Annotated in this window: 18 protein-coding genes; 12 read left to right on the forward strand and 6 right to left on the reverse strand. The window is 62.4% G+C overall.

The window, feature by feature from the left end:
- The first annotated feature begins 23 nt into the window (after nt 1–23).
- The 12 genes from LNV06_RS08640 to LNV06_RS08695 all read left to right on the forward strand — a co-directional run bounded on the left by LNV06_RS08640 (nt 24) and on the right by LNV06_RS08695 (nt 12,190).
- Nucleotides 24–1,700 (forward strand): serine hydrolase domain-containing protein, encoded by a 1,677-nt coding sequence (locus LNV06_RS08640; RefSeq protein ID WP_263537856.1) that lies wholly within the window; start codon nt 24–26, stop codon nt 1,698–1,700.
- Nucleotides 1,701–1,738: 38 nt separating this feature from the next.
- Nucleotides 1,739–3,784 carry a ribonuclease catalytic domain-containing protein gene (locus tag LNV06_RS08645; RefSeq protein WP_263537857.1) on the forward strand — a complete coding sequence of 682 codons (2,046 nt, stop codon included), beginning with the start codon at nt 1,739–1,741 and terminating at the stop codon, nt 3,782–3,784.
- Nucleotides 3,785–3,786: 2 nt separating this feature from the next.
- Nucleotides 3,787–4,647, forward strand: coding sequence for a cell envelope integrity TolA family protein (locus LNV06_RS08650; RefSeq protein WP_263537858.1), 861 nt, complete (start codon nt 3,787–3,789; stop codon nt 4,645–4,647).
- A complete protein-coding gene (gene aroE, locus LNV06_RS08655) occupies nt 4,644–5,507 on the forward strand; it encodes a shikimate dehydrogenase (RefSeq protein WP_263537859.1) in 864 nt (287 codons plus the stop codon). The genes LNV06_RS08650 and aroE overlap by 4 nt, the downstream gene beginning before the upstream one ends.
- Complete coding sequence (locus LNV06_RS08660) at nt 5,504–6,265, forward strand: transglycosylase domain-containing protein (RefSeq protein WP_263537860.1); 762 nt, start codon at nt 5,504–5,506, stop codon at nt 6,263–6,265. The genes aroE and LNV06_RS08660 overlap by 4 nt, the downstream gene beginning before the upstream one ends.
- Before the next feature lie 8 nt (nt 6,266–6,273).
- Nucleotides 6,274–6,876 carry a hypothetical protein gene (locus LNV06_RS08665; RefSeq protein WP_263537861.1) on the forward strand — a complete coding sequence of 201 codons (603 nt, stop codon included), beginning with the start codon at nt 6,274–6,276 and terminating at the stop codon, nt 6,874–6,876.
- Nucleotides 6,873–7,412, forward strand: a complete 540-nt coding sequence (locus tag LNV06_RS08670; protein ID WP_263537862.1) for a TlpA disulfide reductase family protein — start codon at nt 6,873–6,875, stop codon at nt 7,410–7,412. The genes LNV06_RS08665 and LNV06_RS08670 overlap by 4 nt, the downstream gene beginning before the upstream one ends.
- A gap of 178 nt (nt 7,413–7,590) precedes the next feature.
- Nucleotides 7,591–8,034, forward strand: a complete 444-nt coding sequence (gene aroQ, locus LNV06_RS08675; RefSeq protein ID WP_411970089.1) for a type II 3-dehydroquinate dehydratase — start codon at nt 7,591–7,593, stop codon at nt 8,032–8,034.
- 83 nt (nt 8,035–8,117) lie between these two features.
- Nucleotides 8,118–8,579 carry an acetyl-CoA carboxylase biotin carboxyl carrier protein gene (gene accB / locus LNV06_RS08680; protein ID WP_263537863.1) on the forward strand — a complete coding sequence of 154 codons (462 nt, stop codon included), beginning with the start codon at nt 8,118–8,120 and terminating at the stop codon, nt 8,577–8,579.
- Nucleotides 8,580–8,588: 9 nt separating this feature from the next.
- Nucleotides 8,589–9,938 carry an acetyl-CoA carboxylase biotin carboxylase subunit gene (gene accC / locus LNV06_RS08685; protein WP_263537864.1) on the forward strand — a complete coding sequence of 450 codons (1,350 nt, stop codon included), beginning with the start codon at nt 8,589–8,591 and terminating at the stop codon, nt 9,936–9,938.
- Between the two features lie 32 nt (nt 9,939–9,970).
- A complete protein-coding gene (prmA, locus tag LNV06_RS08690) occupies nt 9,971–10,864 on the forward strand; it encodes a 50S ribosomal protein L11 methyltransferase (RefSeq protein ID WP_263538331.1) in 894 nt (297 codons plus the stop codon).
- Between the two features lie 72 nt (nt 10,865–10,936).
- The gene (locus LNV06_RS08695; protein ID WP_263537865.1) at nt 10,937–12,190 is read left to right on the forward strand and encodes a DUF3426 domain-containing protein; all 1,254 of its coding nucleotides are present in this window, start codon (nt 10,937–10,939) and stop codon (nt 12,188–12,190) included.
- 199 nt (nt 12,191–12,389) lie between these two features.
- On the opposite strand, the gene LNV06_RS08700 is transcribed toward LNV06_RS08695, so the two are convergent.
- The 6 genes from LNV06_RS08700 to LNV06_RS08725 all read right to left on the reverse strand — a co-directional run bounded on the left by LNV06_RS08700 (nt 12,390) and on the right by LNV06_RS08725 (nt 22,161).
- Nucleotides 12,390–13,025 (reverse strand): histone, encoded by a 636-nt coding sequence (locus LNV06_RS08700; protein ID WP_263537866.1) that lies wholly within the window; start codon nt 13,023–13,025, stop codon nt 12,390–12,392.
- A gap of 309 nt (nt 13,026–13,334) precedes the next feature.
- Nucleotides 13,335–14,537, reverse strand: coding sequence for a ribonucleotide-diphosphate reductase subunit beta (locus LNV06_RS08705; protein ID WP_263537867.1), 1,203 nt, complete (start codon nt 14,535–14,537; stop codon nt 13,335–13,337).
- A gap of 225 nt (nt 14,538–14,762) precedes the next feature.
- Nucleotides 14,763–17,687 (reverse strand): ribonucleoside-diphosphate reductase subunit alpha, encoded by a 2,925-nt coding sequence (locus LNV06_RS08710; RefSeq protein WP_263537868.1) that lies wholly within the window; start codon nt 17,685–17,687, stop codon nt 14,763–14,765.
- Between the two features lie 544 nt (nt 17,688–18,231).
- Entirely contained in the window at nt 18,232–19,941 is a 1,710-nt protein-coding gene (locus tag LNV06_RS08715) for a sigma-54-dependent transcriptional regulator (protein WP_263537869.1), read from the reverse strand.
- A gap of 16 nt (nt 19,942–19,957) precedes the next feature.
- On the reverse strand, nt 19,958–21,808 hold the full coding sequence (locus tag LNV06_RS08720) for a sensor histidine kinase (RefSeq protein ID WP_263537870.1): 1,851 nt from the start codon (nt 21,806–21,808) through the stop codon (nt 19,958–19,960).
- Between the two features lie 56 nt (nt 21,809–21,864).
- Nucleotides 21,865–22,161, reverse strand: a complete 297-nt coding sequence (locus tag LNV06_RS08725) for a PP0621 family protein (protein ID WP_263537871.1) — start codon at nt 22,159–22,161, stop codon at nt 21,865–21,867.
- Nucleotides 22,162–22,171 lie beyond the last annotated feature (10 nt).

The raw sequence follows: 22,171 nt of genomic DNA on the forward strand, positions 1-22,171 counted from the left end.
CCGCGTCGAAGAAACCAGCGCCCATGAAGAACAAGCTCCACACTCGCATGCCCCAAGTGCTTTTGCGCAGCCTTGCCCTTTCGCTGACCCTGAGCCCTTTGGCCCAAGTTGAGGCCGCGAGCAGCACGCCAGACTTTCAGCTGAAGCCCAAGCGCATCGACCAAGTCTTCTCCGACTTCACCTCGCAGAGCCCCGGTTGTGCCCTCGGAGTATTCAGTCGCGGCAAGATGCTTTACGCACGCGGCTACGGCCTGGCCGAGCTGAACCATGGCGTTCGCATTCAGCCGAACACGGTGTTTGACATCGGTTCCACCTCCAAGCAGTTCACCGCGCTGGCCTTGCTGATGCTGGCCCGCGACGGCAAGCTGAGCTTGGACGATGACGTCAGGCGCTACCTGCCGGAGTTGCCCGATCTGGGCGTGACGATCAGCTTGCAGCAACTGCTCTGGCACACGGCCGGGCTGCGCGACTACAACGAGCTGATGCTGTTGGCCGGCTATAAGGAAGAAGACGTCACCGAAGATGCGGACGCCCTGCGCCTTTTGATCGCCCAGCGCGGACTCAATTTCGCGCCCGGCAGCCGCTACAGCTACAGCAATAGCGGGTATTTTCTTGCCGCCATGGTGGCCCAGCGGGTGAGCGGGCAAAGTCTTGACGCGCTGCTGCAGCAACGCGTTTTCAAACCGCTTCGCATGGCGAGCACCCATGTCCGCACTGACCACACCCAAGTGGTGCCGCGTCGCGCCAGTGCCTATCGGCTGCAGCAAGACCGCTACGTGATCAATATGGCGAACTGGAATCAGCCCGGCGACGGCGCGGTGCAGTCCACCGTGCAAGACCTGGCCCTGTGGGATGCCGAACTGGACCAGCCGACCGTACTCCCCCCCAATTTGCTGCGCACCTTGCAGACCCCGGGCCACTTGAGCAATGGCCAGACGCTGGGCTATGCCAACGGGCTGGAGCGCGACCACTACCGCGGTTTGACGCGGATTCAGCACGATGGTTCATGGGCGGGCTACCGGGCCGTCTATCTGAGATTCCCGGAGCAGCATCTCGGCCTGGCGCTGACCTGCAACAGCGCCGAAGCCGACCCCGTGGGTCTGGCGGAGCAGGTTGCTGATCTGGTGCTGGCGCGCCATTTGCAGCCCATGCCCCCTGCGCCGCCGAGCGTGGCTTTGTCGCCGGCCGCAGCCCAAGGCTTTGTGGGCCGCTACCTGGAAGATCAAGGCAGCGAAGTCTTGATGCTCACACTCGACGATAAGGGGCAACTGCAATGGAACGCCGGTGACGCGATGCTCCCGCTGCAGGCCCTGAACGCTGAGCAGGTGCAAACAAGCAGCGGCCGAACGCAAATGACGCGCAGCGAAGAGGGATTGATGCTGCGCAGAGCGGGCATCGAGCGCCCTCTTGTGTTTCGTCGACTCGCCAACTACCTGCCAGACGAAGCCAGCTTGCAGAGCCTAGTGGGGCGCTACCAGAGCCCCGAGCTGCACACCCAATGGGAGCTAGTGCGCAAAGGTACCCAAGGTTTGATCCTGCGCTCGCGCGGTTTGGCTGACCCCGTTTTGCAGGCCCTCAGCCCGGACCTGTGGCAGGGCTTGAATTTCACGCTGCGCCTGGAGCGCGACGCGCAGGGCCGCTTGCAAGGCTTTGTCTATGACAGCGATCAGGTGCGCGGCGTGCGCTTCCAGCGCATGTGACAAGCCCCCGCCCGGCGATCAGCGACAATGCCGCTCATATGTTTGCACTGTTCGATGAAGCCGGAAAATTTCTCGCCGGCCGCGTGATGTCTGAAGCCGATAGCTCGATGCAGGTCGAGTTGGAGTCGGGGAAGCGCGTCAAGGTCAAGGCAGCCAATGTGCTGCTCAAATTTGATAAACCCAGCCCGGCCGAATTGATCGCCGAGGGCCAGCGCTTGGCGCAAGAGATCGATCTCGATTTGGCCTGGGAGTTCGCACCCGAGGCTGAGTTCGGCTTTGCCGATCTGGCCCGCGAGTATTTCGACGCCAAGGCCAGCGTGGCTCACCAAGTCGCCGCCCTGTTCCGCTGCTTTGAGGCGCCGCATTACTTCCGCCGTGCCGGCAAGGGCCAGTTCAAAAAAGCCTCCGAGGAAGTGGTCAAGGCCGCCTTGCTGGGCCTGGAGCGCAAGCGCCTGCAAGCGCTGCAGATCGAAGAATGGGCGACCGAATTGGTGGCCGGCCGCTGCCCGACGCCGATTGCCGACCAGATCTACAAAATTCTGTTCAAGCCCGACAAAAATGGCCCCGAGTACAAGGCCGTGGTGCTGGCCACCCAGCGTTCGCACAAAGCGCCGCTGAACCTGCTGCAAGGTGCCGGCGCCATCACCAGCGCCTACCAGTTCCACTGGAAGCGCTTCCTGTTCGAGCATTTCCCCAAGGGCGTGGGCTTCCCGGCCCTGAGCGCGCCGGAAATCAAGGACGAGTTGCCGCTCTCCAGCGTCAGCGCCTTCTCAATCGACGATTCGGCCACCACCGAAATCGACGATGCCTTGTCGGTGCAAGGCCTGGGCACGGGCGAGGTCATCTTCGGCATCCACATCGCAGCGCCTGGCCTGGCCTTCACGCCCGACTCAGCCATCGACAAGGTGGCGCGCGAGCGCCTGTCCACCGTCTATATGCCGGGCTGGAAGCTGACCATGCTGCCGGACGAGGTGGTGCAGGCCTACACCCTGATCGAAGGCCGCGCCTGCCCGGCCGTGTCTTTGTATGTGACGCTGGACGAAGCCACGCTGGCGGTGAAGCGCAGCGAGACCAAGTTGGAGCGCGTGCCCATCACCGCCAATCTGCGCCACGACAAGCTGGACGAGGTGATCACCACCGCCACGCTGACCGGCGAAGCGCCGGCCGACTACGCTTTTGCGACCGAACTGGCCTTTGCCTTCCGCCTGGCCAACAGCTTGAAGGCGCAGCGCGAGGTGGTGCGCGGCAAGCCGGAGAACTTCAACCGGCCGGATTACAACTTCCGCCTCGACTCGAATGGCGAGCACGAGCCCAAGGGCGGCGAGATCGTCAGCATCAGCACCCGCCGCCGTGGCGCGCCGCTGGACTTGATCGTCGCCGAGGCCATGATTCTGGCCAACTCCACCTGGGGCGGCTGGCTGAACGATATGGGCCTGCCCGGCATCTACCGCAGCCAGGCCAGCATGGCGCCTGGCGTCAAGGTGCGCATGGGCACGCGCGCCCAGCCGCATGCCGGCCTGGGCGTGGCCCAGTACACCTGGTCGACCTCGCCCCTGCGCCGCTATGTGGACTTGGTGAACCAGTGGCAGATCATTGCCTGCGTGCGCAATGGCCGCACTGCCGCCTTGGTGGCGCCCTTCAAGCCGAAGGACGCGAATCTGTTCTCCATCATCTCGGGCTTTGATGCGGCTTATGCCGCCTACAACGGCTTCCAAAACGGCATCGAGCGTTTCTGGACGCTGCGTTACTTGGCGCAGAACCAGATCACCGAGCTGACCGCCACCGTCATGAAAGACGGCCTGGTGCGCGCCGATGAGCTGCCCTTGGTCTTCAAGGCCCTGGGCTGCGAACCGCTCGCGCGCGGCGCCCATGTGCGGGTGCGCATCACCGGCACCGACGAGATGACGCTGGATGTGCACGCCACACTGATCGAGCGCCTGGATGAAGCCCTGCCAGCCGCGACCGACGAAGACTCAGGCGAAGATGAAGAGGAAGGCGCCGGCCCGCTGACCCTGGCGCTGGACATGGCGCCGCTGGAAGAAGAAGGCGCCTCGCCCAACAGCCCCGAGGCGACCCCGACCTGACGATGGCCGGCAAGCTCTCCACCCTCCAACTCGCATTGCTGATCTCGCTGGGCGTTCACGGCGCCCTGTTGAGCTTGCGTGTGGTGGACCCGGAGCGCTTCAACCGCATTTTTCAGGACACGCCGCTGGAGGTGGTGCTGGTCAACACCCGCTCGGACGAATCGCCCGCCAAGGCCCTGGCCTTGGCGCAGGCCAATCTGGCCGGTGGCGGCGACCAAGAAAGCGGCCGCTCCACCTCACCCCTCCCGCCCTCCAAGCTGATGGAAGTGGGCGACGCCAGCGAGTCGCAACGCGCCCAAATCGCCCAGCTGCGCGAGCAAGAGCAGCAATTGTTGGCCCTGGTGCGGCGCGAGTTGGCCGCCATGCCCTCCCCCGACCCCAGGCGCGAGCGCGCTGAGGCGGCGTCTCAAGAACAGGTGGAGCGACGCCGCCAATTGGTGCAGTTGCTGGCCGAGATTGAAAAGCGCGTCAACGAAGAAAGCGCCAGGCCGCGCAAACGCTATGTCAGCCCCGCCACCCGCGAGGTGGTCTACGCCCAGTATTACGACGCGCTGAGGCGCCGGGTCGAAGCGCGCGGCACCCGCGACTTCCCGGAGTACAAAGGCAAGAAGCTGTACGGCGAGCTGACGATGAATATCCACGTCAACCAGCGAGGCCGCGTCATCGAGACCGATATCGTCAGCTCCTCGGGCAATCCGGTGCTGGACCGCCGGGCCGAAGCCATCGTGCGCGCGGCCGGACCCTTCGGCACTTTCACCAACGCCATGCGCCAAGGTGCCGAGGTGCTGGTGATCACCTCACGCTTCAGATTCACCCACGAGGATGGCCTGGAGACCAGCCTCACGCCCGCCGCCTCCCCATGAGCGAAACCCTCTCTGTACTTGATCGCTACGCCGTCGCCGGCAACCCGGTGGCGCACAGCCGCTCCCCCGAGATCCACGCCGCCTTTGCCGTGCAAACGGGGCAAAGCCTGATTTATGAGCGCCTGCTGTGCCCGCTGGACGCTTTTGTCGAGACCGTCCAGGCCTTTGCTGCGGCGGGCGGCCGTGGCTGCAATATCACCGTGCCTTTCAAATTTGAGGCCCATGCCCTGGCCGCACGGCTGAGCCCTCGCGCCCAGTTGGCCGGCGCGGTCAACACCTTGCGCTTTGACGCCGAGGACTGGTTCGGTGACAACACCGATGGCGCCGGCCTGCTGCGCGACATCGAACAGAACGCCCAGCGCCCGCTGGCCGGCCGCCGTGTGTTGCTTCTCGGCGCTGGCGGCGCCTCGGCGGGCGTCTTGGGCAGTTTGATTGGGGCCAAGCCCGCAGAAGTGCAAGTGGCGAATCGCAGCGTGGACAAGGCCGAGTCGCTGATCACCGCGCACCAAGCCTTGGCCGACGAGATGGGCGTGAAGCTCAGCGCCGCCAGCCTGCAAGACTGCGGCCGTGGTTTTGACGTCTTGATCAACGGCACCAGTGCCAGCCTGGCTGGCGCCGCAGTGCCGGTCGGCCCTGAAGTGCTGGCGCCTGGCGCCCTGGTGGTGGACATGATGTATGGCCCCGCCGCCGCCCCGTTTTTGAACTGGGCGCGCAGCCATGGTGCCGAGACGCGCGACGGTTTGGGCATGTTGGTCGAACAAGCGGCCGAGGCTTTTGAGATTTGGCGCGGCCGCCGACCCGACACCGCGCCGGTCTTGCGCTCGCTTCGCCAAAGCGTGGACGAGAAGCCGGCCGCATGAAGCTGCTCGGGCGTTTCTTGCTGCGCTTGCTGGCCTTGCTGCTGCTGGGCGTCTTGGCTTTGCAGCTCTACTTCGCAGGGCGCATTGCCTTGATGAATGTGCTGGCGCCGCAGTCCACCACCTTTCAGCGCTCGGAAGCCTGGCGCTTGGCTGTGGAACAGCAGCACATCGCCTGGAGCCAGCAATGGGTGGATGACGACGCCCTGTCCAAACACTTGAAACGTGCGGTCATCGCCAGCGAGGACGCCGGCTTTGTCGAACATGGCGGGGTCGAGTGGGAGGCGCTGGAGAAAGCCTGGAATCGCAACCAGCGCGAAGAAGCCAAGGCCGAGAAGCGCGTTGCCCAGGCCAGCCCGGCCGCCAAGGCCCGCGCGGCGGCGCGGCCGCCCAAGATCATCGGCGGCTCCACCATCACTCAACAACTGGCCAAAAACCTCTTCCTCAGTGGCGAGCGCAATCTGGCGCGCAAGGGGCAAGAGTTCGTCATCACCCTGCTGTTGGAAGCCATGCTCAGCAAGGCGCGCATCTTGGAGATCTACCTGAACAATGTCGAATGGGGCGAAGGCGTGTTTGGCGCTCAGGCCGCTGCGCGCCACTACTTCCGGGTGAATGCACAGCAGTTGTCTGCGGCGCAGGCTGCCCGGCTGGCCGTCATGCTGCCGGCGCCCAAGCGTTTTGAGAAACGCCCTTCCTCGCCCTATGTGCTTTCGCGCGCCGCTACCATCGAAGCCCGCATGCCAGCGGTTGAGCTGCCCTGAGCTTTTCCATGCCCTCTGACAACACCATCACCGCCGAAATCGCCGCCACCGCCGCCCGTCTGGTCGTCGAAGAAGGGCTGGAATACGGCCCCGCCAAACAAAGAGCCCTGAAAACCTTAGGCTTGCCGCGCAATGGCCGCGCGCCGCTGCCGAGCAACGACGAATTGGAAGAGGAAGTCCGCGACTATCTGGCCCTGTTCTGCGCCGACACCCAGCCGGCCGAATTGGCCGCGCTGCGCGAGTTGGCGGCCGTCTGGATGGAGCGGCTGGCCGAGTTTCGGCCGCATCTTTGCGGCGCGGTGTGGCGGGGCACGGCCACGCGCTTGTCCAATATCCACTTGCAGCTCTACTGCGATGACAGCAAATCGGCCGAAATTGCCTTGATCAACCAAGGCGTGGACTATGAAGTCGGCGCCACCAGCAATGCCCGAGGGCGCGAGATTGATGTGCTTTCGCTGTCCGCCCCCTGCCGGGCCTTGGGCGAACATGTCACCCTGCACCTGAGCATTTTGGATTTTGACGACTTGCGCGGCGCCTTGAAGACCGACTCGCAAGGCCGCAGCGAACGCGGGGATCTGGCCGCCCTGCGCAAACTGATGGAGAACGCATGAAGTCCGAGATCACCGCAAGTCCGCGGCGCAAGCTGCTATTGGCCGCCGCTGGCCTTGGCGCCGCCGGGCTGGGCGTGGGCGCCGCCTTGAAGCGCCAGCCCGAAGCGCTTTCAGCCCCGGCCCAGACCTTTTGGCTCAGCCGCTTCGACAAGCTCGACGGTGGCGAGTTGCTGACCAGCAGCTTGCGTGGCAAGCCTTTGCTGCTGAACTTCTGGGCCACCTGGTGCCCGCCCTGCGTCAAAGAACTGCCCGAAATCGCTCAGTTTCAGCGCGAATTCCAATCCAAGGGCTGGCAAGTCCTGGGTTTGGCGGTCGATGCGCCGAGCGCCGTGCGCGAGTTCTTGAAGAAAGTTCCGGTCGATTTAGCAATGGGTTTGGCCGGATTGACCGGCACGGACTTGAGCCGCAAACTCGGCAACAGCCAGGGAGGCCTGCCCTTCAGCGTGGCATTTGGCGCTTCCGGCGAGATTGTTTGGCGCAAATTGGGGGTCACCAGCTTGGCCGAATTGCAGCAAATGGCGGCCAAGCATTCTTGAGGCGGCTTGACACCCCCCTAGTTTGGCAAGCGCATCTGCCGGCCGGGGTCAAGCGATTTATTTCTGGCGTCTTGCGTCGAAGTCCGCTTAAAACGCGTAAAGTTCGCCCTTTTCCGCTTCTAGTGTCTTCACTCTAACCGGCGCATCAAGCGCCAAGCAGGGTCACACCGCGTCGCTGATGCAGATTCTCGTTATCCATGGTCCCAACCTCAATATGCTCGGCACCCGCGAGCCGGGGGTGTATGGCTCGCAAACTTTGGCGCAGATCGATGCTGATCTCGCCGAAAAGGCAGCTAATGCGGGGATTGAACTAAAATCCTTCCAAAGCAACCATGAAGGCGCTTTGGTTGACCGCATTCAGGCCGCAGCAAGTGACGGCAGCCGGTTCATCATCATCAACCCGGCGGCTTACACCCACACCAGTGTGGCCATGCGCGATGCGCTAGCTGCAGTGGCCCTGCCTTTTGTCGAAGTTCATCTGTCCAATATCCACAAGCGCGAAGCATTTCGGCAGCACAGCTTTTTTTCCGCACTCGCCGATGGCGTGATTTGCGGGCTGGGCGCCCAGGGCTATCAACTGGCCCTGAGTTACGCGATTGAGAAGCTCCGCAGCCCCGTCTGAATCTTTCGATTTGAGCCGAGGCGTCGGTGGACGATGCCGTTTAGTCAACAAAACACAATAATCAATCTCGCTGGAGAAACCCTATGGATCTGCGCAAGCTCAAGACCCTGATCGACCTGGTGTCCGAGTCGAACATCTCTGAACTTGAAATCACCGAAGCCGATGGCAAGGTGCGCATCGTCAAGTCGGACGGCTCAGTCGCCGTGCCCATGATGATGGCCGCGCCCGCCGCAGCGCCTGTGGCCGCAGCCCCAGTGGCCGCAGCCGCTGCCCCGGCGGCCGCAGCGCCCGTGGCCGCTCCGGTCGAAACCGGCCATATCGTCAAGTCGCCCATGGTCGGCACTTTCTATCGCGCCTCCGGCCCGAACGCCAAGCCTTTTGGCGAAGTCGGTCAACAGATCAAAGAAGGCGATCCGATCTGCATCATCGAAGCGATGAAGATCATGAACGAGATCGAGGCCGACAAGACCGGCACGATCACCAAGATCTTGTGCGAGAACGGCCAGCCGGTCGAGTTTGGTCAGCCCTTGTTCGTCATCGAATAAGGATCCGCGATGTTCAAAAAGATTTTGATTGCCAACCGAGGCGAGATTGCGCTGCGCATTCAGCGCGCCTGCCGCGAGTTGGGCGTGAAGTCGGTGGTCGTTTACTCGGAAGCCGACCGGGACGCCAAGTACGTCAAGTTGGCCGATGAGGCAGTTTGCATTGGCCCCGCAGCCTCTTCGCAAAGCTACCTCAGCATGCCGGCCATCATCGCCACCGCCGAGGTGACCGATGCCGAAGCGATTCACCCCGGCTATGGCTTCCTGAGCGAGAACGCCGACTTTGCCGAGCGCGTCGAGCGCAGCGGCTTCACCTTCATTGGCCCAACGCCCGAATCCATCCGCATGATGGGTGACAAGGTGTCTGCCAAGCAGGCGATGATTCGCGCTGGCGTGCCCTGCGTGCCCGGCTCGGAAGGCGCTTTGCCCGATGACCCCAAGGAAATCGTCCGCATTGCCCGTTCGGTCGGCTACCCGGTCATCATCAAGGCCGCTGGCGGCGGCGGTGGCCGCGGCATGCGCGTGGTGCACACCGAGGCCGCCCTGGTCAATGCAGTGCAGATGACACGCACCGAAGCCGGTGCCGCCTTCGGCAACCCCGAGGTCTATATGGAGAAGTTCCTCGAGAACCCTCGCCATATTGAGATCCAGGTCTTGGCTGACACGCACAAGAGCGCCGTGTGGTTGGGCGAGCGTGACTGCTCCATGCAGCGTCGCCACCAAAAGATTCTGGAAGAAGCGCCGGCTCCCGGCATCCCGCGCCGCATCATCGAGAAAATCGGGGACCGCTGCGCTGCCGCTTGCCGCAAGATGAACTACCGCGGCGCCGGCACTTTCGAGTTCCTGTACGAGAACGGCGAGTTCTACTTCATCGAGATGAACACCCGCGTGCAGGTGGAGCATCCGGTCACCGAACTGGTGACGGGCATTGACATCGTGCAGATGCAGATCAAGGTGGCGGCCGGCGAGAAGTTGCCCTTCACCCAGCGCAATATCGTGATGCGTGGTCACTCGATCGAATGCCGCATCAATGCAGAAGACCCCTTCAAGTTCACACCATCGCCTGGCCGCATCACCATGTGGCACGCGCCCGGCGGCCCTGGCGTGCGGGTGGATTCGCATGTGTACACCAACTACACGGTGCCGCCGCACTATGACTCGATGATCGGCAAGATCATCGTGCACGGCGACACTCGCGAACAGGCTTTAGCGCGCATGCGCATCGCCTTGTCAGAGACCGTGGTGGAAGGCATCTTGACCAATATCCCGCTGCACCGCGAGTTGATGGTGGACGCCAAGTTTGTCGAGGGCGGCACCAACATCCATTACCTCGAGGGCTGGATGAGCCAGCACAAGCGATGAGCGGCGAAGCACAAGATCCGAACCCAGCGACGCTGCACGAGTTGCTGCTGATTTGCGGCGAGGACGATGTTGAAGTCGTCAGCGACGCCTTGATGGAACTCGACGCTTTGGCGGTGTCGGTGGAAGACGCCGATGCCGACACCGATGCCGAACAAGCCTTATTCGGCGAGCCCGGCATGCCAGCGCCCAAGGGCGGCTGGCAGCGCTCGGTCGTCAAGGCCTTGTTCCCGGATGAAGACCAAGCGACCGAGTGCGCGACCTTGATCCTCAGCCAGGACTGGGCTGCCGATGTTCATGTGCAAGCCATTCAAGCAGTGGCCGAGCAAGATTGGGTGCGCCTGACCCAGTCGCAGTTTGCTCCGGTGGAAATCACGCCTGAGTTCTGGATTGTTCCGTCCTGGCATCAAGCGCCCGAACAAGCGAAGCAAGTGATGCGCTTGGACCCGGGCCTGGCCTTCGGTACCGGCACCCACCCGACCACACGCATGTGCTTGCGCTGGATTGCCCAGCACGCCGCCTTGAGCCCCACATGGAGCCGCGTGCTGGACTACGGCTGCGGCTCTGGCATCTTGGCCATTGGCGCCGCCCTGCACGGCGCACAAAACATTGATGCGGTGGACATTGACCCGGCCGCCATCACGGCCAGCCAAGATAACGCCAAGGCTAATCAGGTCACGCTGAAGGCCGCCATGCCCGATGCGGCGCATGGCGAGTACCCCTTGGTGCTGGCCAATATTCTGGCAACGCCCTTGAAGCTACTGGCACCCTTGCTCGCAGCCCACTTGGCACCCGGCGCCCATCTGGTCTTGGCTGGCATTCTGGCGCGCCAAGCCGATGAGTTGAAGGAAGCCTATGCGCCTTGGCTGAAGCTCGAGGTCAGCGACGAAGAAGAAGGCTGGATCTTGATGACGGCGCAGCGCGCCTGAATTCAAGCGTGACGCCTCAAGTCCACGGTCACTTCCGCAGGATATCGGGCAGACTCATGGCATGATTGCGCCATGAGTCTCGCCACCCGTTGTACCGCTTGCGGCACCATCTTTCGGGTGGTGGAAGATCAGCTTCGCGTCTCCGAAGGCTGGGTTCGATGCGGCCGCTGCGCCGAAGTGTTCGATGCCCGCGAGCAGTTGTTCGACATCGACCGCGAAGCCCCTCCTCCATGGCCACCGCAAAGCGCAGCACCCATCGAAGCGCCGCACTCGCGATCTTTTAACGAGCCGCCCGCGGACGATTGGGCAGAGCCAGCACCGCACAGCAGGCAGTTCCGAGAGCAAGCGCCGGAATCGGAAGCTCAGCCTCCAACTTGGCCCAACAGCCAAGCGCCCGGCCACGCGAACAGCCGCTTCAATGAGCAGCAAGAAGACTCAAGGTTCAGCCAGCACCCAAGCACCACAGAGCATCACTTGGGCGCCGCCGAATCACGCGAGTTTGTAGCGGAAAGAACGGAAGCACGAACAGAGTCACGTCCAGAGGCTCGCCACGACTCACGCCTCGATTCGCAATTCGACGCCCGGCAAGAACCCCAGTGGGACGATTCGCCCAGCAATCAGCCCGCAGTCGCACCAGCCCCGCGGGAGGACAGCAGGCGCGTCTCGCCACCAGCCATCGATCCCATCGACATGGGCGATGGGCCTGATGTATTGCTGAGTCCCAAGCTCCTTGATGCCAGCAAGAGCAAGCCCGCGACCGATGACAAGAAGTCCGCGTCAGCGGCTGAGTCGGCCACGAGCAGCCAGCCCGTGCCCGAGTTTCTGCGCAAACACTCGGACGCCAAATCGTCCAAGCAAGGGGCTGCCTTGAAGTGGGGCCTGGGACTGACCGCAGTCTTGCTCTTTGCAGCCCTACTGCTTCAATTCGGCCTGCAATTTCGCGATGCTTTGGCAGCACAGCAAGCCCCCCTGCGCCCGGCACTGGAAGCCTTGTGCCAATTGAAGGGCTGCGAGCTGAAACCCTGGCACAACATTGAGGCCATCAGTGTTGAAACCAGTGCTTTGAATCAGGCCGGTGCTGGCAACCATTACAAACTACAGGTCGGCTTGCGCAACAAGAGCAAGGCCGAGGTGGCCACCCCTTGGGTTGAACTGAGCCTGACCGATGCCTCCGGCAAACTACTGGCCAAACGCAGCCTGCGCCCCTCGGAACTGCACAGCGACAAACCAGCCATGGCGCCGGGCTCGGAGCTGAACTTGCAGGCCTTGCTCTCCACCGGCCCCAGCAAAGTCAGCGGCTACAGCGTCGAGATCTTCTATCCCTGATCGTTCACATGTGTAGCGCTTGCTCTGCGAGCAAGTAGCGGCAAGTTCTGAGCATGGCGCATGGCCCAGCCGGGCGCGTCAACTCGCAGCAAACACTCATTCCGATCCAATTCCAGGCGTAAAAAAACCCGGCCGAAGCCGGGTTGGATCACCGTAGAGCCGAGCGTCCAGAAGGGACTCAGCTCTTGGGTGCAGAAGCTCAGGGCTTGTTGCCTGTAGGGAAAGGCCAAGCAGCTTGGGGGCTCAGCGCGGTCTTGGCGGCAGGAGCAGCAGCAGCGGGCTTTGCAGCAGCCTTCTTGGGTGCAGCGGCCTTAGGCGCAGCAGCCTTCGGAGCAGCCTTGGTCGTCTTGACTGGCGGCTTGACTGGCGTTGCGTCCTTCTTGACGGCAGCAGGCTTCTTCGCAGGAGCAGCGGCCTTCTTCGCAGGAGCAGCAGCCTTCTTCGCAGGTGCAGCGGCCTTCTTCGCGGGTGCAGCGGCCTTCTTCGCGGGTGCAGCGGCCTTCTTAGCGGGAGCAGCAGCCTTCTTCGCAGGTGCAGCAGCCTTCTTCGCAGGTGCAGCGGCCTTCTTCGCAGGTGCAGCAGCCTTCTTCGCAGGTGCAGCAGCCTTCTTCGCAGGTGCAGCAGCCTTCTTAGCGGGAGCAGCAGCCTTCTTCGCAGGTGCAGCAGCCTTCTTCGCAGGAGCGGCAGCCTTCTTCGCAGGAGCAGCAGCCTTCTTCGCAGGTGCGGCAGCCTTCTTCGCAGGAGCAGCAGCCTTAGGAGCAGCGGCCTTCTTTGCGGGAGCGGCGGCCTTCGGTGCGGCGGCCTTCTTGGCCGGAGCCTTCTTTGCAGTTGCCATGTTTCAGTTCTCCTTGATCAAGTGGAAAGAGCACTGCCCACATACGGACGGGCCGCTGCAGCGCAGTTATTCATCGCCCAGATGTCGCTTAAAGGTTGGCGCCCCGGTGCGGTGAATTGGGTAGCCGGTGTTCGTTCGAGCCTACAAAGCTCACAAATTCAAACGTCGAACACTGGCAAATTTCTTCTATCGATTTGATCCTTCAAAAACTGGGACTGCTGGCTACTGCCGGCTCAGCCTGAACGCTTGCGAGCATTCAGGCTTGACTGCGGCACGGGGCAAGCCGCAGGGCTTGCCTCGTGTCCACGGTCAATCCCAGGACAATGCGCCACCGGATTGGTACTCGATGACGCGGGTTTCGAAGAAGTTGCGTTCCTTCTTCAGATCGATCATTTCGCTCATCCAAGGGAAGGGGTTTTCCTCGTTAGGGAACAACTCCTCCAGACCGATCTGGGTCGCTCGCCGATTGGCGATGTAACGCAGATAGCCCTTGAACATCGATGCGTTCAGACCCAACACGCCACGTGGCATGGTGTCTTCAGCATAGGCGTATTCCAACTCGACCGCTTTCATGAACAAAGCCTTGATTTCGGCCTTGAATTCAGCGGTCCACAAATGTGGGTTCTCCATCTTCAGCTGATTGATCAAATCAATGCCGAAGTTGCAGTGCATGGATTCGTCACGCAAGATGTACTGGTACTGCTCAGCCGCACCGGTCATCTTGTTCTGACGCCCCATGGCCAAGATCTGCGTGAAGCCCACGTAGAAGAACAAGCCTTCCATCAAGCAGGCAAACACGATCAAGCTCTTCAACAGCGTGCGGTCGTTCTCGACCGTGCCGGTGTTGAAGCTCGGATCCATGATCGCGTTGATGAAGGGGATCAGGAACTCGTCTTTGTCGCGGATGGACTTGACTTCGTTATAGGCATTGAAGATCTCAGACTCATCCAGCCCCAAGGACTCAACGATGTACTGATAGGCGTGCGTGTGGATCGCCTCTTCAAAGGCCTGGCGCAACAAGAACTGGCGGCACTCGGGCGCTGTGATGTGGCGGTAAGTACCCAGCACGATGTTGTTGGCAGCCAGCGAGTCAGCCGTCACGAAGAAGCCGAGATTGCGCTTGATGATGCGGCGCTCGTCTTCGGACAGACCGTTCGGGTCCTTCCACAAGGCGATGTCGCGCGACATATTCACTTCCTGCGGCATCCAGTGGTTGGCGCAGGTGGCGAGGTACTTCTCCCAAGCCCATTTGTATTTGAAGGGCACCAACTGATTGACGTCAGTCTGGCCATTGATGATGCGTTTGTCCGCCGCCTTGACGCGGTGGCCTGCAGGGGCACTCGGCGTTAGGGCTGCGGCCGCTTGATGCGATGAAAGCGCTGCGCTGCCAGCAGATGCAGCCATCGAAGAGACGTTAGGAACCGCATGGCCGGCCGAGCCGGATGCGGTGGAGGCCGCGAAATTTGCGGCTGCTTTTTCAGCGGGTTTCTGGTCTTCGTCCCAAACCAACATGGTGCTTTTCCTATCGAGTCGAATTATCAGAGTGTTGTGTTCAAACACCAAGGACTTCTTGACAAAAAGCCCTCTCGCGCGTTGCTGTGTCGCATCGCTTGCTCAAAACACCTAACTCTCAATCTATGCATACCAAACGCTCAGAACATCGATGAACACGAAGATCTCGAGCGCCATGAAAAATGCAGAGCCGAACACTGCCGACTCTGCATTCAGTTTCAAAAATTACTGGCAAGCCTCGCAATCAGGGTTGTCAATCGAGCAGAACTTCATGTCGGTGGCGGGCAATTGCTCTTCCACCGGCGCAGCTGCAGGCGCAGCAGGCGCCGATGCCAAGCCACTTGTTGCACCCGAAGACACTGCATTCAACTGACCCGACTTGACCGTACTCTTCTCGGCGTGAGTCGCACCCATGGTGCGGAGGTAGTAGGTGGTCTTCAAGCCACGCAGCCAAGCGAGCTTGTAGGTTTCATCGAGCTTCTTGCCCGAGGCGCCGGCCATATAGATGTTCAAAGACTGGGCCTGGTCGATCCACTTCTGGCGACGTGCGGCGGCTTCCACCAGCCACTGAGTCTCCACCTCGAAGGCGGTGGCGTACAGCGCCTTCAACTCGTCCGGCACGCGGTCAATGCGACGCAGCGAACCATCGAAGTGCTTCAGGTCCATGACCATCACGTCATCCCACAAGCCCAGCTTCTTCAGGTCACGCACCAAGGATTCATTGATGATGGTGAACTCGCCCGACAGATTGGACTTGACCGACAGGTTGCCGAAGCAAGGCTCGATCGAAGCGTCCACGCCGATGATGTTGGAGATGGTCGCGGTCGGCGCGATGGCGACGCAGTTGCTGTTGCGCATGCCATGGGCGGCGATGCGGGCACGCAGCGCGTCCCAGTCCATGCTGGTCGAACGATCGACTTCTACATAGCCACCGCGCGCTTCGGCCAGCAACTCCAAGGAGTCGATTGGCAAGATGCCACGGTCCCACAGCGAACCGCGATAGCTGGAGTAGCGGCCGCGCTCTTCGGCCAACTCGGTCGAGGCCTGGTAGGCGTAGTAGCAGATCGCTTCCATCGAACGGTCGGCAAACTCCACGGCGGCGTCCGACGCGTAAGGCGTGCGCAGTGCATACAGCGCGTCTTGAAAGCCCATCAGACCCAGACCGACCGGACGGTGGCGCAGGTTCGAATCACGGGCCTTCTTGACGGCGTAGTAGTTGATGTCGATGACGTTGTCGAGCATGCGCATGGCCGTCGAGATCGTCTTCTTCAGCTTGGCGTGGTCAATGCCACCGTCCTTCAAGTGCTGAACCAGATTCACCGAGCCCAGATTGCAGACCGCGATTTCGCTGTCATTGGTGTTCAGCGTGATTTCGGTGCAGAGATTGCTGGAGTGCACCACGCCCACATGCTGCTGCGGCGAGCGCACATTGCAGGCGTCCTTGAAGGTGATCCAAGGGTGGCCGGTTTCAAACAGCATGGACAACATGCGGCGCCACAGATCCTTGGCCGGCAGGCGCTTGAAGAGCTTGATCTCGCCGCGGTCGGCCTTGGCCTCGTAGGCCACATAAGCGGTCTCGAAGGCCTTGCCGAACAGATCGTGCAGGTCCGGGCAGGTCGAGGGGCTGAACAAGGTCCAGTCGCCACCCTCGATGACACGGCGCATGAACAGATCGGGGATCCAGTTCGCGGTGTTCATGTCGTGCGTGCGGCGGCGGTCGTCACCGGTGTTCTTGCGCAGCTCCAGGAACTCTTCGATGTCCAAGTGCCAGCTTTCCAGGTAGGCACAGACGGCGCCCTTGCGCTTGCCGCCTTGGTTCACCGCCACGGCGGTGTCGTTGACCACCTTCAGGAAAGGCACAACGCCTTGAGACTTGCCATTGGTGCCCTTGATGTGCGAACCGAGCGCGCGCACCGGGGTCCAGTCATTGCCCAGGCCGCCGGCGAACTTGCTCAGCAGCGCGTTCTCTTTCAGCGCCTCGTAGATGCCGTCCAGATCATCAGCCACGGTGGTTAAGTAGCAGCTGGACAGCTGCGAGCGACGGGTACCGGAGTTGAACAGGGTCGGGGTGCTGGACATGAAGTCGAAGCTGGACAGCACTTCGTAGAACTCGATGGCGCGGGCCTCGCGGTCGATTTCGTTCAGCGCCAAGCCCATGGCCACGCGCATGAAGAAGGCTTGCGGCATTTCGATGCGCTTGTCATCGATGTGCTGGAAGTAGCGGTCGTACAGGGTTTGCAGACCCAGGTAGTCGAACTGCAGATCACGCTCAGCCTTCAGCGCCGCGCCCAGGCGGGCCAGGTCGTACTGAGCCAGCTTCTCGTCCAGCAACTCGGCGGCCACACCCTTCTTGATGTACTTGGGGAAGTACTCGGCATAGCGCTCTTGCATCTGCTCTTGGGTGATCTCGCCGCCCACCACTTCGCGACGGATCGTGTGCAGCAGCAGACGTGCGGTGGCGCGGCTGTAGCCTGGGTCTTTTTCGATCAGGGTACGGGCGGCCAAGATGGAGGCCTTGTAGACCTCGTCGATTGCTACGCCGTCATACAGATTGCGCTTGGTCTCGGCCAAGACGGGCTCGGGCTTCACATCGGCGCCCAGGTTGGCGCAGGCCGACACGATCAGGCTTTGCAGATGCGCCAGATCCAAGGGCACGCGCTGGCCGTTGTCGATCACGGTCAGAGCTTGCTCGGCCACCGGAGTCTCGATCAGGCCTTGACGTTGACGCTCTTGGAAACGGCGCTCGCGGTACAGCACATAGGCACGTGCCACTTCGTGATGGCCACCGCGCATCAAGCCCAGCTCCACCTGGTCTTGCACATCTTCGATGTGGAAGGTACCGCCGCTGGGGCGCGAACGCACCAAGGCGCGCACCACGGCTTCGGTCAAACCGTCCACGGTCTCGCGCACGCTGGCCGAAGCCGCGCCACTGGTGCCGTGCACCGCCAAGAAGGCCTTCATCAAAGCAACGGCGATCTTGCTGGGCTCGAAGGACACCACCGCGCCGTTGCGACGCAGGATGTGATAGGCCTGAAAAGCCGTTTGCAGGGTCGATGAGCTGGCCTGGCCAGCGGCGTGCTGGCTGGCTCCCTCAGCGCCGCTCGGGCCGGATTGGCCGGTGTGGGCAGCAGTAGCGACAGGGTTCTGCATAAGAAACTTCCTCGTTGGGGCTCGGTGAAATTGGGGACCGTCAAAAAACGAGCGAATCAAGACCTAGGTCGCAACGCGCACGCCTCCTCGACGGCTCAGTACATATTTAGTTTTGGGGGCTGTGGCAGAGCCACTCGGAGTGGCTCTGAGGCTGAGGCCGGGCTCGCGCCGGACATCGGTCCAGGCTGGCAGGTACAGCGCTTTCAACAGAGACGAAGGATACCATGAAGCCCACTATATCTGGGGTCACATGGAGCCTCAAGCACTACAGATAGCGTATCTATCCCGTTGACTCCGGCAAGCATTCCGGCTAGCAACGCCCCGCAAATTGGCGCTTTGCGCGTCTTTTTAGTGTCATCAAACGCGCCTCGCCCCGCAGCCATCGGATGTGGACTTGGCGAGGCCGCGCCAGCCTTGGCTTAGCGGCCGAAATCGCGCGCCAAACCGCGCCAAATCTCGCTTCCTGCTGACGGTAAAATACGCGGTCAAGGCTGCGAAAAAGAGCCGACATCTTTGCCGCCGACTCGCCCGCGAGCGCAGGAGCTTAGGTTTCAGCGCTGCCCGGTTCGGCCGCCGCAACGCCGAGCCGAGCCATGCGGTAGCGAATCTGCCGCAAAGACAGGCCCAGGCTGGCGCCTGCCGCCGTGCGGTTGAAACGATGCCGGCTGAGTGCGCGCATCAAGATGTCGCGCTCCACGGCGTCCAAATAAGCCGCCAGGTCGCTGGGCAACTCAGCCGGCAAATCCAAGCCTTCTGCCTTGGACTCTTGAGCGCCGAAGCCCAGCCCGGCGCTACTGCCGCCCCCGTCCACCTCGTCCAAGGCGCCGAGCTGCGAGTCATCCAACATGGATTCGGGCAGACCCAGATCCGTCGCATCGATCAACTCGCCGCCCGACAGGGCCAGCGCCCGATGCAAGAGGTTCTCCAATTCACGCACATTGCCCGGGAAGGCATAGCGGGTCAGCTGAGCCAGTGCGGCAGCGGTCAGGCGCGGTACGGGCGACACACCGGCATCAGCCGCGATGCGCTCCAGCACCCGCTCGCTGATCAAGGCCACATCCTCGATGCGCTCCCGCAGCGGCGGCACGCGCAGCTGAATCACATTCAAGCGGTAATACAAGTCCTGGCGGAAGCGCCCAGCCGTCACCTCGGCGCCCAAGTCTTTGTGCGTGGCACTGAGGATGCGCACATTCACCGCAGACTCCACCACGGCGCCGACCGGGCGCACCGAGCGCTCCTGAATAGAGCGCAGCAGCTTGCTTTGCATGGCCAGCGGCAAGTCGCCAATTTCATCCAAGAACAAGGTGCCGCCATCGGCGGCTTGAAAGAAACCTTCGCGATCTTCATTCGCGCCGGTGAAGGCGCCCTTGCGATAGCCGAAGAACTCGGCCTCCAACAATTGCTCGGGAATCGCGCCACAGTTAACAGCCACAAAGCGCTGCCGGGCACGCACGCCGCTGTCGTGGATGGCGCGCGCCACCAGCTCCTTGCCGGTGCCCGATTCGCCTTGCAACAAGACCGGCGCCATGCTGCGCGACACCTTGTCGATCAGGGCGCGCAATTCCTGGATCGCCACCGATTTGCCGGCCAATCGTGCCAGCGCATTAATCGGCGCGGCGGCGGGTGCAAGACCCGGTGCACGCGCGGCAGAAGCCTCTGCGCGATGACTGCCCGGCGCTGGCTTCGTCAGATCCACACGCCCAATTGGACGCTCCGCGGCTTTGCCAGCCGCTCGAGCCTTGGGGTCATGGTCTAGGGCTCCGGCCTGTGGCACATCCAGGCCGGAGCCCGCATCTGCAGCGCTAGGCGACTGAGTTGGCGACTGTGCAGGCAACTGCGCCGGCACCACCGAAGGCACCGTCTGCGGCTGCCGCCCCAGCGCTGAGGCCACCACCAGGCGAAACTGGCGCAGATCCACCGGCTTGGTCAAATAGTCATAGGCCCCCGCTTTCAAGGCCTCGACCGCGTTTTCCGCCGAACCATAGGCGGTGATGACCAGCGTTTTTTCTTCCCGACCCTGCTCTTCGAGCCAGCGCAGCACATCCAGGCCACTGCCGTCTGGCAGCCGCATATCGGTGATCACCGCACTGAAGCGGCGTCGCTGCAGACGAGCCAAGGCATCCTCAACCGTGCCCGCGGTTTCGAGCTCGTAGCCCTCGCGCAGCAGGGTCAACTCATACAAGGTGCGCAGATCGGGTTCGTCGTCAACGACCAGCAAACTGAAGGCCGCGCCAGCGTGGGAAGGGTTGCTCATGGTGTGGGGCTCATCATCATTGCGGATTGCCAGCGGGCGCGGGTACTACCGAGGCACTACCCGAGGCCTCAGCAAGCACAGGGCGCAGCTTCAAGCTGAATTCATTGCCTGGTCGCGCCAAGTTGGCGCTACGCCGGTAACTGATCTCGGCACCATAGCGGGTGCACAACTCCCGGCAGATATAGAGTCCCAGCCCGGAACCGCGGCTGCGCGTCGAAAAGAAGGGCTCGAACAAATGCCGCTCCACCTCGGGAGGGATGGCCGGGCCTGCGTTGAACACGCTCAGATGCACCCAGCGCGGCTGCGCGCCCTCCCCCGGTTCGGCCTCGAGTTGCACCTGCACCGAAGCCGGCCCCGGCTCCGCATGACGCAGCGCGTTGTCCAAGAGATTGACCAAGACGCGGCGCAAATGCTCGGGGTCAAAGCTGACCAACAAACTCTGCAGCGGCAAAATGCAGCTGAGCGGATCGGACGGCCCCGGCGCCAACTGGTTGGTACGCGCCCAGTCCAGACAGGTCTCGCTGACCAAATGAGTGGCGTCCACCGGCACCGGCGGCGTCAGCACACCAGGCGCCACTTCCAACACATCGTCGACGATGCGTTTGAGCCTTTGCACATTCGAGGCCACCATGCGCGTCAATTGCTGCGCGCGCGGCTCCATCACATCTTCGGAGAGCAAGGCATTGGCTTGATCGATGGCGGCCAAGGGGTTGCGAATCTCATGCGCGATGCCGGCCGAGACACGCCCCATGGCGGCCAGCTTTTCTTGTTGGCTTCGCGCCAGCAGCAGCCGGCTGTCCTCAACGAAGAGCACGCACAAGTCTTCGCCCGCTTGCGACTCTTGCTTGCGAGTGAAGCGCATGCGCACCCTCAAGCTGCGCTGCAAGCCGCTGTCGAACTGCAAGATCAAGTCGTGCCCGCTCTCCGGCCAAGCGGCAGTGGCAAAGCCTTGCTCCACCGCTTGCACCAAAGGCCGCCAAGCTGCCACGCCACGCAGCTGAAACGGCGCCGTGCGCACCGGCTGCTGGTCGGCCAAAAGCCCACGCGCCGCTGGGTTGGCGGCACGCACATGACCACGCCGGTCCACCACCAGCACGCCTTCTTGCATTTCATCAATCACCAGACGGTTCAGCTGCGCTTGCTGGCGGGCTAACTCCATGCTGCCGCGGGCCGCCTCTTCTTCACGCGCCAAACGGCTGGCCAGCTCACTGGCCAAGAGGCTGATGACGAAAAAGCCGCTGCCCACCAGGCCGGCCTGCGTCAGGCGCAGGCCAACATCACGGCCCTCCAGCATGGCCCAAGCGGCCACACCCAACATCAGCAAGGCGGCCATGGCTGCGGTGGCCACCGCCATCAAGCGCGGCGACAAAACGCCCGCCATCAAGACCGGCATGACAAACAAGGCGCCGTAATTGACGCCCGCATCGCGGTCCAGCGCATGCAAGAGCCCGAACACCGTCAAATCCACGCCGATGCTGAGCCACCACTGTGGGCTGGAGATGCGCGACAAAGTGCGCGCCGAGACGCCTCGCTGCAAGCGCGGCATCAACCACAAGGCCAGCGCCTGGCAGGCATAGGCGGCGCAAAGCAAGGTGGGCCCCAGCGAGGCCGAAGCGCCGAGCAAGGCAGTAATCAGCTGCGTAGCCACCAGGGCCAAGCCCAGAGCCGCCCGCGCCGCCAAGAAGGAGCGGTACAGCCGGTTGAAGGCATTGCCGCCCGGATCGGCCAAACGCCGGGGCTTGTGTCGGAAGAAAAACTGCGAGTCCTCAGCGGATGAAGCGTTATCTGCCTCTGCCGAAAGGCCGCCGACATCACCGTCTTCAGCCAGCTCAGCGCCCAAGGTTGACGGGCCGGCGTCCGCGCTCACGGCGTCGGCAGGCTCAGCCCGAACGCTGCCCCCAAACCAAGACCGCGCCGCCTCACTCATGACTTGCGGCGACGCTCCGCCTCAGCCTCAGCCCGGGCCGCCACGACCAGCGGATGCGAATTCTCAAAAGCCTTGCGATGCGCCAGGCTACAAAAATCCCCCCCCAAGCCCGGCAAGGCGTCCTCACGCGGCAAGTGCACGCCGCAGTGCTCACAAACGGCCATGCGTTGCGGCGCAGGCTCAGCCTTGCCCTGCCCCTTGTTTTGACCTTTGTTGAGAGGCGACCGCGCACGCTTCACACCCAAGATGAAGAACACCAGCGCCAGCAAGACAATCAACAAGAGATACTTCATGGATTCCCTA

The organism is Paucibacter sp. Y2R2-4, from assembly GCF_025717535.1.
Classification (GTDB): domain Bacteria; phylum Pseudomonadota; class Gammaproteobacteria; order Burkholderiales; family Burkholderiaceae_C; genus Paucibacter_A.